The organism is Aerophototrophica crusticola (assembly GCF_012913305.1).
In the GTDB taxonomy this organism is placed as follows: Bacteria; Pseudomonadota; Alphaproteobacteria; order Azospirillales; family Azospirillaceae; genus Niveispirillum; species Niveispirillum crusticola.
Map to the genome: position 1 here is coordinate 2,010,406 of NZ_CP051775.1, position 14,036 is coordinate 2,024,441.

Here is a 14,036-nt window from a genome sequence, read left to right on the forward strand (position 1 = left end):
CACACCCCCGGACGGGGGCGGGCGTCAAGGACGCGGCAAGGGCAATGCCTACCCCTTTGCCGCATTCATTCGCTTTCGCCTATATGGGACGGGCCACTCTTGCTTCAACCAAAATCGGAAGCTGAAGCTTCGGGATAAACCTGTTCTGGAACAAGGGCTTTGCCTCGGGCTCCAGGCCAAGCAACTGCCGCGACCGCCCCAGGGCCGCCTGCAAGCCCAGGGATTCCACCCGTGCCAGCCCGTGCAGCTGGCCACAAGCCTGCTCCAGGGCGGCCCGCTCCCGCTCGACCTTGGCAGCCAGGACCGGACGGCTGCCGGGGCCGCAGCGCCGCCGGGCGCAGAGGTGACGGACACAATCGGCCACGGGGGTGTCCAGCCGCAGCACATGCAAGGGTCGCCGCCGGGCCAGGGCCGACGTGGCCACATGCTCCCCGCTCAGCACCAGCCCTTCCAACAGCACGTCATGGCCGTCCGCCGCCATCGAGTCGGCCAGGGCCAGCGCCCCGGCAGGCCCGCCATCCGCCTGCCCGATGGTGTCACAGCCGCCGACGGGGCCCTCACCATAATGCCCCAGCACCACCAGCGGCCGCCCGCCGAGCGGGTGTGCCAGCCGCCAGGCCAGGGGCCTGTCGCGGCCCGGCCGGGTTACCGCCTCGCCGGCCGGCCAGCCGAACTCCGCCATCAGCCGCCTCACTAAGGTCGTCTTGCCCGACCCGCTCGTCCCCCGCACGTTGATCACCAGGCCCATGTCGCCTCCCCTATCGCCGGTGGGGGCGACAAGACCATGGGACCAGTGCTCGCTCAACCCGAAGCGGGGAGGCGCCCTGGAAAGGAAGTGGTAGGGATTTCCGAGACTTGGGCGCGCAGCCCCCAGTCGCCGGAACCCCGCTCAGCCCGGCACGGCCTCCGCCGGTGCCATGGCGCCGATCTGGATCTGCACGGCGATGTAGGCGGCATAGAAGGCCAGCAGGATCCAGCCTTCCCGCCGGGAAATGCGGCCCGACGTCCAGGCGAAGATCACCAGCAGGGCGGAAACGGCCAGCATCACCCAGATGTCGAAGCTGGCGATCTGGGCCGGCACGTCCAGGGGCTGCACAAGGGCCGTCACGCCCAGGATGCCCATGACGTTGTAGATGTTGGACCCGACGATGTTGCCGAAGGCCACGTCCCCGTGCTTGCGGACAGCGGCCATGACGCTGGTCACCAACTCCGGCATGGAGGTGCCGACGGCCACCAGCGTGACGCCGATCAGCGTGTCCGACACGCCCCAGGTCTTCGCCACCTCGATCGCCCCGCCCACCAGCAGGTCGGCGCCGAACACCACCGATCCCAGGCCCGCCGCCGCCACGACCAGGCCTGCCAGCAGGCCCATGCCCGGCGGCTCGGACTTCTCCGCCACCGTGTCGTCGGCCTGGTGCAGTTCCTCCGCGGAGGCGGTGCGCTCGCTGCGGTAGACCCAGACGATGTAGGCCAGCAGCAAAGCCACCAGCAGGGCGCCCACGGGGCGGCCGATATGACCGGTCAGGGTGAAGCCGACCGCCAGCAGGGCGGAGCCCATCAGCACCGCCCCGTCCCGCTTCAGCGGCCCCTTCAGCACGGTCACCGGCATCAGCGCGGCGGAGATGCCGAGGATCAGCAGGATGTTGGCGATGTTGGAGCCGACCACGTTGCCCATGGCGATGCCGGCGGACCCCGCCAGTGCCGCGTCCACGCTGGCCACCAGCTCGGGCGTGGACGTGCCGAACCCCACCAGGGTCAGGCCGATCATGAGCGGGGAGACGCCCAGCCGCTTGGCCACCGCCACCGCCCCCCGCACCAGCAGCTCGCCGCCGGCCAGCAACAGGACCAGGCCGCCCAGGATCGCCAGATAAACCATGCTTGTTCCCCCTGCACCCCATGTGCCGACGATAGATTGGGCTAGATCAGCAAATTCCAAGATTGCGGTTGCACCTGCGAACACCGACATTCACCCGGACCGTTGCCCCGATCGATCGACGTATGGACGCACACCTGGACCTTACCGGCATCGCGCTGGTCACCTCCGTCGCCCTGCTCTGCGGCTTGGCCCTGTCGCGCCTGCGCCAGCCTTCCATCGTCGGCTACATCGTGGCGGGCGTGGTGCTGGGCCCCACCGGCTTCGGCCTGATCCGGGACGCGGAAGCCGTGCGCGCCCTGGCCGATCTGGGCGTGCTGATGCTGCTGTTCCTGGTAGGGATGGAGCTGTCGGTCCGGTCCTTCCGTCAGGTCTATGCCGTGGCGATCCTGGCGGTGCTGGGCCAGGTGGCCTGTTCCCTGGCCGTGACCTTCGCGGCCGGGGCCCTGCTGGGCTGGCCGGCGGAGCGGGCGGTGCTGTTCGGCTTCATCATCGCCCTGTCGGGCACCGCCGTGGCTATCAAGATGCTGGAGGACACGGGCGACCTGCACACGGACACGGGGCGGGTCACCATCGGCATTCTGGTGGCCCAAGATTTGGCCTTCGTGCCCATGTTGCTGACCGCCCAGACCCTGGGACCCCAGGGCGGCGGCTTCGATGCCACCGTGGTGCTGAAACTGGCCGCCGCCGTGGCGGTGCTGGCGGGCCTGGTGATGGTCCTGTCACGGCGGGAGCGGCTGCCCGTGCCCTTCGCCGACTGGTTCCGGAGGAATCCCGACGTGGTGCCGCTGGGCGCCCTGGCCTTCTGCTTCACCCTGGCGGCGCTCACGGGCCTGTTGGGCCTCAGCACCGCCTTCGGCGCCTTCCTGGCCGGCTTCATGCTGGGCAACTCCACCGGCCGCGCCATGGCCCTGCGCGCCACCAAGCCCATCCAGGCGGTGCTGGTGGTGGTGTTCTTCCTGTCCATCGGCCTGCTGATCGACCTGGGCTACATCTGGGAGCACCTTGGCCCCGTGCTGCTCCTGCTGCTGCTGGTCACCCTGGTGAAGACGGCCATGAACGTGGGCATCCTGCGCCTGCTGCGGCAGCCGTGGGAGCGGGCATTCCCCGCCGGCGTGATCATGGGGAGCCTGGGGGAGTTCAGCTTCGTCCTGGCCGCCACGGGCCTTTCCCTGGCGGTGGTGGACCCGGAAGGCTACCAGCTCGCCGTCACGGTCATCGCCCTGTCCTGGCTGTTCAGCCCCCTGTGGCTGGTCAGTGCCCGACGCTTCCACAAACTGGCGGAGACGGGCATCACCTCCATCCGCACCACCCTGGCACAGGTCTATGGTGGGGAGATCGCCTTCGCCAACCGGGTGTTCCGGGCAGTGATCCACGGCGCGAGCATGGTGGCGGAGCACTTTCGAATTCGAAAGTCGCGTTTGGTGGAGGAGCAGAAGGACGATCGGCGGGACGCGGCGTGAGGGGGGCCTTCTTGCACGGACGACACGGACAGTCCACGGACAAGCACGGACGCGTGCTTAACCCAGGATCGTGATCCCGTCAGACACTGTTACTCGCGGCGAAGCCGCAATGTCCTTTTGTCCGTGCCGTCCGTGAAAAACGGCCCTACACCCCCACGCTCTCCTTCAACCGCCCCCCCACCCGGATCGCCTCGGCCCGCCTCGCGAGGCCGGTGCGGTCGTCGGTCTCCACGAACACGCCGCAGACCGTCACGGTGGCGTCGTTCTCCGCGGGGCTGAAGCGTTCGCCGGGGATCTTGCGGAGCATCTTCCACATGGCGGCGTCCTTCTTCATGCCGATGACGCTGTCATAGTCGCCGCACATGCCGGCGTCGGACTGGTAGGCCGTGCCGCCGTTCAGGATCTGCAGGTCCGCCGTGGGCACGTGGCTGTGGGTGCCCACCACCAGGCTGGCGCGGCCGTCCAGGAAGTGGCCCATGACCATCTTCTCCGACGTGGCCTCCCCGTGGAAGTCCATGATGACCGCGTCCACCCCCGCCGGCCCCATGCGGGCGCCGCCCAGCTGGTGGACCTTCAGCACCTTGTCCGCGGCGGCGAAGGGGTCGTCCATGGGGTCCATGAAGACCCGGGCCATGGCGTTGATGACCAGCACCTTGTGGCGCCCGTTCTTGGCCGGAAGCACGGTGAAGCCGCGGCCCGGCGTGCCCTCCGGGTAGTTGATGGGCCGGATCAGGTTGGGGATGCGGTCGATCTGGCCCACCAGCTCCTTCTGGTCCCAGGAATGGTTGCCCAGGGTGATGCAGTCCACGCCGGCGGCGAAGAATTCCTGCGCGATCTTCTCGGTGATGCCGAAGCCGCCGGCCGCGTTCTCCCCGTTCACCACGATGAAGTCGGGCTTCAGCCGATCCCGCAGGCCCGGCAGGTGGCGCAGAACGCCCTCCCGGCCGCTGCGGCCCACCACGTCACCCAGGAACAGCAACCGCATGCCGTCAGTCCTTCGATATCCGGACGGCAGCCTGTTCCGTCACGATCCAATCCAGACGCTGGTCATAGCCATCCCGCGGCACGGCGGGAAGCTCCTGCGCCGCATAGCCGATGCCCGCGGCCACCACGGGCGGCCCCTCCAGCCGCAGCGCCTCCAGGGTCCGGTCGTAGTAGCCGGCCCCGTAGCCCAGCCGGTAGCCCTGCCTGTCCCAGGCCAGCAGCGGCACCAGCAGCAGGTCGGGCCGGACCACCGGCGCCTCTGCCATGGGCTCCATCACGCCGAACCCGCCGGGAACCAGCGGGTGGCCGTCACGCCACAGCTTGAACAGAAGCGGCCAGCCCCGCCCCGCCACCACGGGCAGGCAGGTGCGGATTCCGCGGGCCGCCAAGGCCCGCAGGATGGGCCGCGTGTCCAGCTCATCCCCCCGCGGCCAATAGGCGCTGACGATCAGTTCGGGTGCCAGCCGGTCGGCGAAACTCTCCAGCACCAGCTTGGCCACCGCCTCACCGGCGCCGTTCGGATCGATACCGGAACGGACGGCCCTGGCCGCGGCCCGGGCGGCTCGTTTCGCTTCCGCAACGGCGTCGGCGTCACTCTGTGGGGACAGGGTCTGGCTGCTGGCCATGGGGCGGGCCCGTCTGGTGCTGCCCGGGCACGGGCCTGTTCCCTGCCGCCGGCTGGCGGGCAAGGGCCCGGCACCCCGAGCGGTAAGGCCGGCCCCGATCGGGCCGGACAGGGAATGAGGCCGGAAGACAGCCACCTCGGCCGTTGGTATGTGCGTATCCCTCGTGACCTGCCAGTGCAGGTGGGCGCCGTATGCCGACACCACGGTGCCGGTAGGGACAGCTCCCAGAGAGATGGTTATCGGCCCCGGGGATTATGCGACCTGACGCGCCAGGCAGCCGTCTTCCGTAACCCCAATCTAGGCACGATCGAGCCGCGCGGCAATGTCTTCGATGCGTTTTGCCAACGTGTCCACGGCCGATACCACCGCTTCGTCCTCTGCCGCGCCGCGGGCGGGCACCTGGATGGGGGCCGCCGGGGCCAGGCCCAGGCGGGCGCCGCGCAGGGCCTGCACCTCTGCCTGAAGTTCCTGAAGCCGGTCGGCCAGGACCAGGCTGGTGACCAGAAGCAGCTGGGGCTCGCTGCCGCTGGGCCGGTCGCCCGCGATCTCCCGCAGGGTCTCGTCCACCACGCCCGCCAGCTCGCGGATGCGGCCTTCCTGCCCATCCTCGCAGGCCACCATGTAGCCGCGGCCGTTCACCACCACCTCAACCCGCGCCATGGCGCTCACTCCTCCAACAGGGTGCGCAGCCGCTCGATGGCGGCGTCCAGCCGGGTGGCCGCCGCGTCGGCGTCCGCCCGGGCCTGGGCCTCGCGCTCATTGGCCAGCCGCTCGCGCGCTTCCGCCTCGGCCAGGGCCTGCTCCAGCCGGGCCCGTTCGGCCTCGAACAGGGCGGCGGCCGCGCTGTCCCGCTCGGACCCCACCCTTTCCAGCCGCCGGGTCAGGGCGCTGTCCAACTGGCCGATGGCCTGGTCCAGGTGGTCGAGGGCGGATTTCAGGCGTTCCACGGCAGTTCTGTCCCCGTATCAAGCCCCGGCAAGGGCGCTCCATCACGCAAGCGCGAACAGTAGGGGCCGGGCGTCGCCCCCGTCAACCGCGCGGGGCCCCGGCTAACCTTCCGGGCGGCGGCGGGGGCGCAAAGGCCCTGCCGCCCCTTGACGCGGGCGGGCCGCCTCGCCATGGTGCCGGCCTTTGCGGGCGGGACCCTGGTCCCCTGCCCGCCTTTTGTTGTTCCCAGCCCGTGTCCCGCCCTGCCCGAAAGGTTCCCGTCGATGTCGTCCGCCCCCTTCGACAGCGTTTCCCACAACGACCTGGCCAATGCCATCCGCGCCCTGTCCATGGATGCGGTGGAGGCGGCGAAGTCCGGGCATCCCGGCATGCCCATGGGCATGGCCGACGTGGCGACGGTGCTGTGGACCAAGTTCCTGAAGTTCGACGCGAAGCGGCCGGACTGGGCGGACCGTGACCGCTTCGTGCTGTCCGCCGGCCACGGCTCCATGCTGCTCTACAGCCTGCTGCACCTGACGGGCTTCGAGGACATGACCCTGGACCAGCTGAAGCGCTTCCGCCAGCTGGGCAGCATCACCGCCGGCCACCCCGAATACGGCATGGCCAAGGGCATCGAGATGACCACCGGCCCCCTGGGCCAGGGCATCGCCACCGCCGTGGGCATGGCCCTGGCGGAGCGCATCCTGAACGCCCGCTTCGGCGACGGGCTGGTGGACCACTTCACCTATGTCATCGCCAGCGACGGCGACCTGCAGGAAGGCGTCAGCCATGAGGCGGCGTCCCTGGCCGGGCACCTGGGCCTGAAGAAGCTGATCGTGCTGTGGGACGACAACCGCATCAGCATCGACGGCCCCACCGACCTGTCCTTCACCGACGACACGCTGGCCCGCTTCCGAGCCTATGGCTGGGAAGTGCGGACCGTGGACGGGCATGACCCGGCCCAGATCGAGACGGCCATCGAGTACTGCAAGACCACCGACGCCCCGTCCCTGATCGCCTGCCGCACCACCATCGGCTATGGCGCGCCGACCAAGGCGAACACGGCGGGCAGCCACGGCTCCCCCCTGGGCGCCACGGAGATCGAGGGTGCTCGCAAGAACCTGAACTGGCCGCACCCCGCCTTCCACGTGCCGGATGAGATCCTGCTGGCCTGGCGTGACGCCGGCAGCCGCGGCGCCCCCGCGGCGGACGCGTGGGAGCAGCGGCTGGCCGCGGCGGAAACCGACATCAGCGCTGCCTTCGAGAAGGCCCTGAAGGGCGACATCCCGGCGGAGGTGGTCGCCGCGGTCAACGAGCTGAAGAAGAAGATCAGCGAGGCCAAGCCGAGTGCGGCCACCCGCGTCTCCTCCGGGAACGCGCTGGACGCCCTGGTGCCGCTGCTGCCGGAGATGATGGGCGGCTCCGCCGACCTGACCGGCTCCAACAACACCCGGGCCAAGGGCGCCGGCGCCCTGAAGAAGGGCGACTTCTCCGGCCGCTACATCCATTACGGCGTGCGGGAACACGGCATGGCCGCCGCCATGAACGGCATGGCCCTGCATGGCGGCGTGATCCCCTTCAGCGGCACCTTCCTGACTTTCAGCGACTATTGCCGCCCGGCCATCCGGCTGGCCGCGCTGATGAAGCAGCGGGTGGTGTTCGTTATGACCCATGACAGCATCGGCCTGGGCGAGGACGGCCCCACCCACCAACCGGTGGAGCACATGGCCGCCCTGCGCGCCATCCCCAACCTGCTGGTCTTCCGCCCCGCGGACGCGGTGGAGGTGGCGGAGTGCTGGCTGCTGGCGCTCCAGTCCAAGGACCGGCCCAGCGTCATGGCCCTGACCCGCCAGAACCTGCCCACCCTGCGTGACCAGCACACGGAGGAGAACCTCTCCGCCAAGGGCGCCTATGTCCTGCGGGAGGCCGCCGCCGGCCCGCGCAAGGTGACCCTGCTGGCCACCGGTTCGGAGGTGGCCATCGCGGCGGAAGCGCGGGAGAAGCTGGAGGCCATGGGCATCGGCACCGCCCTCGTCTCCATGCCCAGCTGGGAGCTGTTCGCCGAGCAGCCCGCCGGCTACCGCGCCCAGGTGCTGGGCAGGGGCACGGTGCGCATCGGCGTGGAGGCCATGGTGCGCCTGGGCTGGGACCGCTGGCTGGGCGAGGACGGCGCCTTCATCGGGATGCCCGGCTTCGGCGAGTCCGGCCCCTACCAGGAGCTCTATAAGCACTTCGGCATCACCGCCGACGCCATCGTCCAGGCGGCGAAGGCGCGGGTGTGACCTGATCCCCTTCTCCCTGGGGAGAAGGTGGCGCGCCAGCGCCAGATGAGGGAGGTGGGCGTAGGGACAGACCGTTGCCCTGCCCCCCTCTCCCAAGCGGAGAAAAGGTGAGCGTTTCGCTGCTCCCGTCTCCCTCACCCGCCTCGCTCCGCTCGGCACCCTCTCCCCAGGGAGAGGGGACGATGTTTCGGTCCCGACAGGTCTGGATTATTGTGGTGGTCGCTCCTGAACCGGAGGCAACCATGGACATCCGCATCATCCGAACCGAGGAAGATTACCGCGCCGCCCTGGTTGCCACGGAAGCGTTGATGGATGCCGAACCCGGCACGCCGGAGGCGGAAAAGCTGGAGTTGCTGGCCACGGTCATCGAGGCCTATGAGGCCGAACGCTATCCCATCGACGCGCCCGACCCCATCGACGCCATCCTGTTCATGATGGAGCAGAAAGGCCTGAGCCGCCGCGACCTGGAACCGGCCATCGGCGGGCGCGGCCGGGTGTCAGAGGTACTGGCACGCAAGCGGGCACTGACCCTGCCCATGATCCGGGCCCTGGCGTCGCTGCTGTCCCTGCCTGCTGACATCCTGGTCAGGGAATACCCCCTGAACCGTGCGGCCTGAGGTCACAGCCCATCCGGCTATGCACACCAAACGCCGCTCCTGCGCGATTGCACCGCTTGCCCGGCGGGACCTGCCGCGGTAATCGGCGTTGGAACCAAGGCCGCTGAATGGCCCCCTTACGCTTGCCGGAGGAATGCACATGGCTGTGAAAGTTGCGATCAACGGCTTCGGCCGCATCGGCCGCCTCGTCCTGCGCGCCATCTACGAGTCCGGGCGCACGGACGTTACCGTGGTCGGCATCAACGACCTGGCCGACGTCAAGACCAACGCCCACCTGCTGAAGTATGACAGCGTGCATGGCCGCTTCCCCGGCACCGTGGCGGTGGAGGGCAACAACCTGGTCGTGAACGGCCATTCCATCCCCTGCACCCAGCAGCGCGACCCGGCCCAGCTTCCCTGGGGCGACCTGGGCGTGGACGTGGCGATGGAGTGCTCCGGCGTCTTCACCAGCCGCGAGGCCGCCTCCAAGCACCTGACCGCCGGCGCCAAGAAGGTGCTGATCTCCGCCCCCGCGACGGATGAGGACATCACCGTCGTCTATGGCGTGAACCACGACAAGCTGACGGCCGAGCACAAGATCGTCTCCAACGCCAGCTGCACCACCAACTGCCTGGCCCCGGTCGCCTATGTGCTGCACAACGCCATCGGCATCGACCATGGCTTCATGACCACCATCCACAGCTACACGGGCGACCAGAACACGGTCGACACCATGCACAAGGACCTGCACCGCGCCCGCGCGGCGGCCCTGAACATGATCCCGACCTCCACCGGCGCCGCCAAGGCCGTGGGCAAGGTGCTGCCGGACCTGAAGGGCAAGCTGGACGGCACCGCCATCCGCGTGCCGACCCCCAACGTCTCCGTGGTGGACTTCAAGTTCGTCGCCAAGCGCGCCACCACCACCGAGGAGATCCAGAAGCTGATCACCGAGGCGGCCGAGGGCAAGCTGAAGAACATCCTGGGCGCCTACAGCGAGCCGCTGGTCAGCACCGACTTCAACCATGACCCGCACAGCTCGATCTTCGCGCTGAACGAGGTGAAGGTCATCGACGGCACCTTCGTGCGCATCCTGACTTGGTACGACAACGAGTGGGGCTTCTCCAACCGCATGAGCGACACCGCCGTCGCCATGGCCAAGGTCGGTTGACCCATACCTGACGCGGGGGGAGGACGGGGCATCCGCCCTCCCCCGGACGACGCTGGGCGCCCGTGCCTTTGACAGGCGGGCGCCCTTCGTGCTTTTCCTGACACCCGACCATCCCGAGCAGCAGACAAGGCCTGACACGCCATGACCCCGAACGAGATCGCCCGCCTGCAGGCCTACCTGCGCAAGACCTTCGGCAACGAGAAGGTCACCGTGAACCCGCCGGCCAAGAAGGGCCAGCCCGTGGAGGTGACCCTGGGTGATGAGTTCATCGGCACCCTGTACCGGGACGAGGACGAGGGCGAGGTGTCCTACACCTTCTCCATGAGCATCCTGGAGGAGGACCTGCCCGCCGCCGCCCCGACCAAGGGGAAGTAACGCCAAGCCGCCGGATGGCGGCGCCCGGCGTTTGGGGGGCCGTTGATCGGTCATGATCAGCGGCCCTTAGCGTAAGCAACATCAAGCCGGGTGGGCCGCCTCCGTGCTGCCCACCAGCTTCCCATCCACCAGCAGCACCCTCCGGTCCGTCTGGGCGGCCAGGTGCTCGTCATGGGTGACGGTGACGACCGTGGTCCCGGTGCGGTGGGCCAGGTCGCGGAAGGTGTCGAAGACTAGTTGGGCGTTGCGGCTGTCCAGATTGCCCGTGGGCTCGTCCGCCAGCACCACCCGCGGCTCGTTCGCCAGGGCCCGGGCGATGGCTACCCGTTGGCGCTGGCCGCCGGAAAGCTGGTCCGGCCGTTTCCTGGCATGGTCCCCCAGGTCAAGCTGCACCAGCAGCGACTGGGCGCGGGTGCGCATCTCCCGGTCCGACAGGCGCGCCAGCTTCCGCATGGGGATCAGCACGTTGTCCAGGGCCGTGAACTCCGGCAGCAGGAAGTGGAACTGGAAGACGAAGCCCAGCTTCTCCAGCCGCACCCGCGCCAGGTCCGCCGGGGTCAGGCGGGAGGTATCCTCCCCCTCCACCAGGACCGAGCCCGATGTGGGCGTGTCCAGCAGCCCCAAAAGGTAGAGCAGCGACGACTTGCCGGAGCCAGACGGCCCGGTGATGGCCGCGAACTCCCCCCGCCCGATGGACAGGTCGATCCCCTCCACCAGGGTTACCGGGATTGCCCCCGACAGCACCCGGGTCACGCCCCGGGCCTCCAGGACCGGCTCCCCCGCGCCCATCAGGCGGCCCCCCGCACGATCTCCACCGGGTTCAGCCGCGCCGCCCGCCGCGCCGGCAGGTAGGCCGCCAACCCGGCCGCCACCAGGGCGAAGCCGCCGCCCAGCATGTAGTGGAGCAGCGAATAGGACAGGTGGAACCGGTTCTCGCTGGGGTCGTCGGAGAAGTCGAACCGGATGCTGGCCAGCACCTCCGTCAACCCATAGCCCACGGCCCAGCCCATCACCGCCCCGATGGCCCCGGCGATGATGCCCTCCACCAGGAAGATGCGGCGGATGTCCCCCTCCGTCAGGCCCATGGACTTCAGGATGGCGATGTCCCGGGTCTTCTCATAGATGACGGTGGAGATGACGTTGAAGATGCCGAACGCCGCCACGATCAGGATCGCACCGACGATGGAATACATGATGGCGTTCTGGACCGTGAAGATCTGGAAGATGTTCTGGTTCGTCTCCTGCCAGCTCTCCGCCTTGTAGCGGAACCGCGCCTCCACCCGTTGGGCCACGGCAGGGGCCTGGTCCGGGTCGGCCAGGCGCAGGCGCACCTGGTTCACCACGTTGATCCGGTCCTGCAGCACCTGGGCCCGCTTCAGCAGCATGTAGGCCACGCCCTCGTCCAGGTTCTGGATGCCGGTGTGGAAGATTCCCTCCACCGTCACCCGCCGCGTCACGCCTGCAGCCGTCACGGCCAACAGGCTGTCGCCCAGCTTGGCCCCCAGCTTCTTCGCCAGCTCCCGCCCCAGCACGATGCCGTTGGCCGTGGTGTTCAACCGGTCAAGGCTGCCCGCCTCCATGTCCTTGGCCAGGGTGGTGACCCGCTGTTCCTGCTCTGGCTCGATGCCCACCAGGCTTGCCGCCTCATCCACCCCGCCATAGCGCAGCACCACCTGCCCCGACAGGGTGGGCGCCACCGTCACGCCCGGCATGCGCCGCAGCGCCTCCACCATGGCGCGGGCGTTGCGGATGCCCCGCCGTTCCTCCTCCGGCTTCAACCCGCGCAGCTCCACCGCCCCGCCGGCATAGAGTGCCTGGACCGGCTGGCGGGGCGGGTTCCGGAACTCGTCCTCCACCACAACGTGGGGGGAGACGTCGATGATCGTCTCCCGGAAATAGGTCTGGAAACCCTGCATCAGCGCCGCCACGGCAATGAAGAACCCCACCCCCAGCGCCACGCCCAGGACGGAGACGATGGTCTGCCGCCGCCGGCCCATCAGGTGCGTCACCGCGATATCCACCGACAGGGGCAGCGCCATGGCTCAGCCCCCCGCCCGCACCGCGGCCCCGTCGGCCAGGCCGGCGGGCGGGTTGGTGATGACCGTCTCCCCCTCCCGCAGGCCGCCCCGGATCTCCGCCTTCTCCCCCACCACGCCCACGTCCACGGGGCGGGAGCGGGCGGCACCGCCCTCCACCACGAACACCACCTGCCCTTCCCCGCCGGACACCAGCGCCGTGTCCGGCACCAGCAGCACCTTGTCGGCGGTGCGGACGATGATGTTGGCCTCCACCGTCATGCCGATGCGCAGCGGCGTGTCCTCCGGCAGGCCGATGCGCACCCGGTAGCTCTTGTTCACCGGGTCGCCCTTGGGCGTGATCTGCGCCACCGTGCCCTCCGGCACCTTGTCCGGGAAGGCGTCGGCCTTGATCAGGGAGCGCTGGCCGACCTTGACCAGGGGGATGTCCTCCTCATCCACCTCCACCACGGCCCACAGGGGGCTGGGCTGGCCCACCCAGTACATGGCGGCGTCCGGCCGGGCGATCTCCCCCAGCTCCCCGTCCCGGCGCAGCACCATCCCGCCGATGGGCGCCCGCAGCACATAGTTCTCCAGCTTCTGCCGCTGCGCCTCCACCTGGGCGCGGGCCTGGTCGAGCTGGCTCTGCGCCCGTTCCAGGGCCTGGGGCGCGGCGATGCCCCGCTGGGCGAGCTGCCGCTGCCGCCCCAGCTCGGACTCCAGGAACTTGGCGTTGGCCTGGAGGCTGGTGAGGGTTGCCAACTGGTCCGTGGGGTCCAGCCGGGCCAGCACCTGCCCCGCCTCCACCCGGTCCCCCTCGCGCGCCGCCACCTCCACGATGCGTGCGGCCTGGATGGGGCGGACCTGGGCCCAGGTGACCGGTTCCACCGTCCCGTTGGCATAGACGGCCTGCACCACCGGCCCCACCGTCACGGCGGCCGTATGCACCTGCGGTGCCGTCCCGCCGGAAAGGTGCCAGCCCAGCGCCGCCATGCCCGCGACGACCGCCACCCCCAATCCCATCAGACCGCGGCGCACGCTCCGCCCTCCACCGTTCCGGGACCGGACCAGCCTCCCACGCCGCGGCCCGCCCCGCCTTGACCCGCCTCAACCATGGCAACGAGCGGGGCGCGGCGATGTCACCCGCAAGGCAGCCCCCTTGCCTTTCCGCCGCACCCGGCCGACTGTCCGGGGCCAAGCCCCACCAGATCGCCCCACCGCCTTGCCGCACCACCCCGCCTTCCGCCTCCGCTCCCTGCCCGACGGCCGCGCCATCCTCTCCGTGGCTCAGGCCGCAGGCGTTCCCGTGCTGCTGGTGAGCGACCCCGGGGCGGCCAGCTTCGCGGGCGCCGGCTGGTGGCGGGCGCTGACCGACGACCTCCGCGCGGAATTCCCCGACCTGCCGTTCACCACCCTGCTGGACTGCGGCGACTCCGCCGGTGCCGTGATGGGGGCACTGCGGGAAGGGGTGCGCGCCCTGGCCTTTTCCGGGCCTCCGGGGACGCTGGAGAAACTCCACGCCATGGCCGTGCAACTTGGCGGGCAGGTCATCCGTCCGCCGGAAGCGGCAACCGACCTACGCGGCCTGCGCAAGGGTGACGCATCCATTCGGCAGGCCATCATCCAATCGATTGATTCCAAAAGCTTGTAACGGTCGCGCTTCCGTTACATTGCCGTCCCGCTCCGTTGCAATGCGGGATGCGCTGGGCTATTCAAGCCGCCATCCG

15 protein-coding genes and 1 other RNA gene are annotated in these 14,036 nt (G+C 69.6%); 6 read left to right on the plus strand and 10 right to left on the minus strand.

What is annotated here, in order from left to right; translation table 11 throughout:
* Positions 1–79 precede the first annotated feature (79 nt).
* Together HHL28_RS09760 and HHL28_RS09765 are read right to left on the minus strand one after the other, a co-directional pair.
* Positions 80–748, minus strand: coding sequence for a hypothetical protein (locus tag HHL28_RS09760; protein ID WP_075768615.1), 669 nt, complete (start codon positions 746–748; stop codon positions 80–82).
* A 141-nt stretch (positions 749–889) separates the two neighbouring features.
* Positions 890–1,876: a calcium/sodium antiporter gene (locus HHL28_RS09765; RefSeq protein WP_075768614.1), complete on the minus strand. Its 987-nt coding sequence runs from the start codon at positions 1,874–1,876 to the stop codon at positions 890–892.
* Positions 1,877–1,998: 122 nt separating this feature from the next.
* Between HHL28_RS09765 and HHL28_RS09770 the strand changes: the two genes are divergently transcribed.
* Positions 1,999–3,336 (plus strand): cation:proton antiporter domain-containing protein, encoded by a 1,338-nt coding sequence (locus tag HHL28_RS09770; protein ID WP_075768613.1) that lies wholly within the window; start codon positions 1,999–2,001, stop codon positions 3,334–3,336.
* A gap of 145 nt (positions 3,337–3,481) precedes the next feature.
* On the opposite strand, the gene HHL28_RS09775 is transcribed toward HHL28_RS09770, so the two are convergent.
* The 5 genes from HHL28_RS09775 to HHL28_RS09795 form a co-directional block, all read right to left on the minus strand.
* The gene (locus HHL28_RS09775) at positions 3,482–4,321 is read right to left on the minus strand and encodes a TIGR00282 family metallophosphoesterase (RefSeq protein ID WP_075768612.1); all 840 of its coding nucleotides are present in this window, start codon (positions 4,319–4,321) and stop codon (positions 3,482–3,484) included.
* A 4-nt stretch (positions 4,322–4,325) separates the two neighbouring features.
* Positions 4,326–4,946 carry a 5-formyltetrahydrofolate cyclo-ligase gene (locus tag HHL28_RS09780; protein WP_075768611.1) on the minus strand — a complete coding sequence of 207 codons (621 nt, stop codon included), beginning with the start codon at positions 4,944–4,946 and terminating at the stop codon, positions 4,326–4,328.
* 124 nt (positions 4,947–5,070) lie between these two features.
* A non-coding RNA gene (ssrS, locus tag HHL28_RS09785) (6S RNA) lies at positions 5,071–5,229 on the minus strand.
* A gap of 14 nt (positions 5,230–5,243) precedes the next feature.
* Positions 5,244–5,606, minus strand: a complete 363-nt coding sequence (locus HHL28_RS09790) for a cell division protein ZapA (protein ID WP_075768610.1) — start codon at positions 5,604–5,606, stop codon at positions 5,244–5,246.
* 5 nt (positions 5,607–5,611) lie between these two features.
* The gene (locus HHL28_RS09795) at positions 5,612–5,893 is read right to left on the minus strand and encodes a DUF4164 family protein (RefSeq protein ID WP_075768609.1); all 282 of its coding nucleotides are present in this window, start codon (positions 5,891–5,893) and stop codon (positions 5,612–5,614) included.
* Between the two features lie 264 nt (positions 5,894–6,157).
* Here HHL28_RS09795 and tkt point away from each other — a divergent pair, with 264 nt between their 5' ends.
* From tkt to HHL28_RS09815, 4 genes are all read left to right on the plus strand, one after another.
* Positions 6,158–8,155 (plus strand): transketolase, encoded by a 1,998-nt coding sequence (tkt, locus tag HHL28_RS09800; RefSeq protein ID WP_075768608.1) that lies wholly within the window; start codon positions 6,158–6,160, stop codon positions 8,153–8,155.
* Between the two features lie 242 nt (positions 8,156–8,397).
* Positions 8,398–8,772: a helix-turn-helix domain-containing protein gene (locus HHL28_RS09805; protein ID WP_075768607.1), complete on the plus strand. Its 375-nt coding sequence runs from the start codon at positions 8,398–8,400 to the stop codon at positions 8,770–8,772.
* A 139-nt stretch (positions 8,773–8,911) separates the two neighbouring features.
* The gene (gap, locus tag HHL28_RS09810) at positions 8,912–9,919 is read left to right on the plus strand and encodes a type I glyceraldehyde-3-phosphate dehydrogenase (protein ID WP_075768606.1); all 1,008 of its coding nucleotides are present in this window, start codon (positions 8,912–8,914) and stop codon (positions 9,917–9,919) included.
* Positions 9,920–10,060: 141 nt separating this feature from the next.
* Entirely contained in the window at positions 10,061–10,294 is a 234-nt protein-coding gene (locus HHL28_RS09815; RefSeq protein ID WP_075768605.1) for a DUF3126 family protein, read from the plus strand.
* 81 nt (positions 10,295–10,375) lie between these two features.
* On the opposite strand, the gene HHL28_RS09820 is transcribed toward HHL28_RS09815, so the two are convergent.
* Genes HHL28_RS09820 through HHL28_RS09830 form a run of 3 tightly spaced genes read right to left on the minus strand, consistent with a single transcriptional unit; the run spans position 10,376 to position 13,347 of the window.
* On the minus strand, positions 10,376–11,083 hold the full coding sequence (locus tag HHL28_RS09820) for an ABC transporter ATP-binding protein (protein ID WP_075768604.1): 708 nt from the start codon (positions 11,081–11,083) through the stop codon (positions 10,376–10,378).
* Positions 11,083–12,333 (minus strand): ABC transporter permease, encoded by a 1,251-nt coding sequence (locus tag HHL28_RS09825; protein ID WP_075768603.1) that lies wholly within the window; start codon positions 12,331–12,333, stop codon positions 11,083–11,085. The genes HHL28_RS09820 and HHL28_RS09825 overlap by 1 nt, the downstream gene beginning before the upstream one ends.
* A 3-nt stretch (positions 12,334–12,336) precedes the next feature.
* Positions 12,337–13,347, minus strand: a complete 1,011-nt coding sequence (locus HHL28_RS09830; RefSeq protein ID WP_404325496.1) for an efflux RND transporter periplasmic adaptor subunit — start codon at positions 13,345–13,347, stop codon at positions 12,337–12,339.
* 184 nt (positions 13,348–13,531) lie between these two features.
* Between HHL28_RS09830 and HHL28_RS09835 the strand changes: the two genes are divergently transcribed.
* The gene (locus HHL28_RS09835) at positions 13,532–13,960 is read left to right on the plus strand and encodes a beta/alpha barrel domain-containing protein (RefSeq protein ID WP_075768601.1); all 429 of its coding nucleotides are present in this window, start codon (positions 13,532–13,534) and stop codon (positions 13,958–13,960) included.
* The last annotated feature ends 76 nt before the right edge of the window (positions 13,961–14,036 follow it).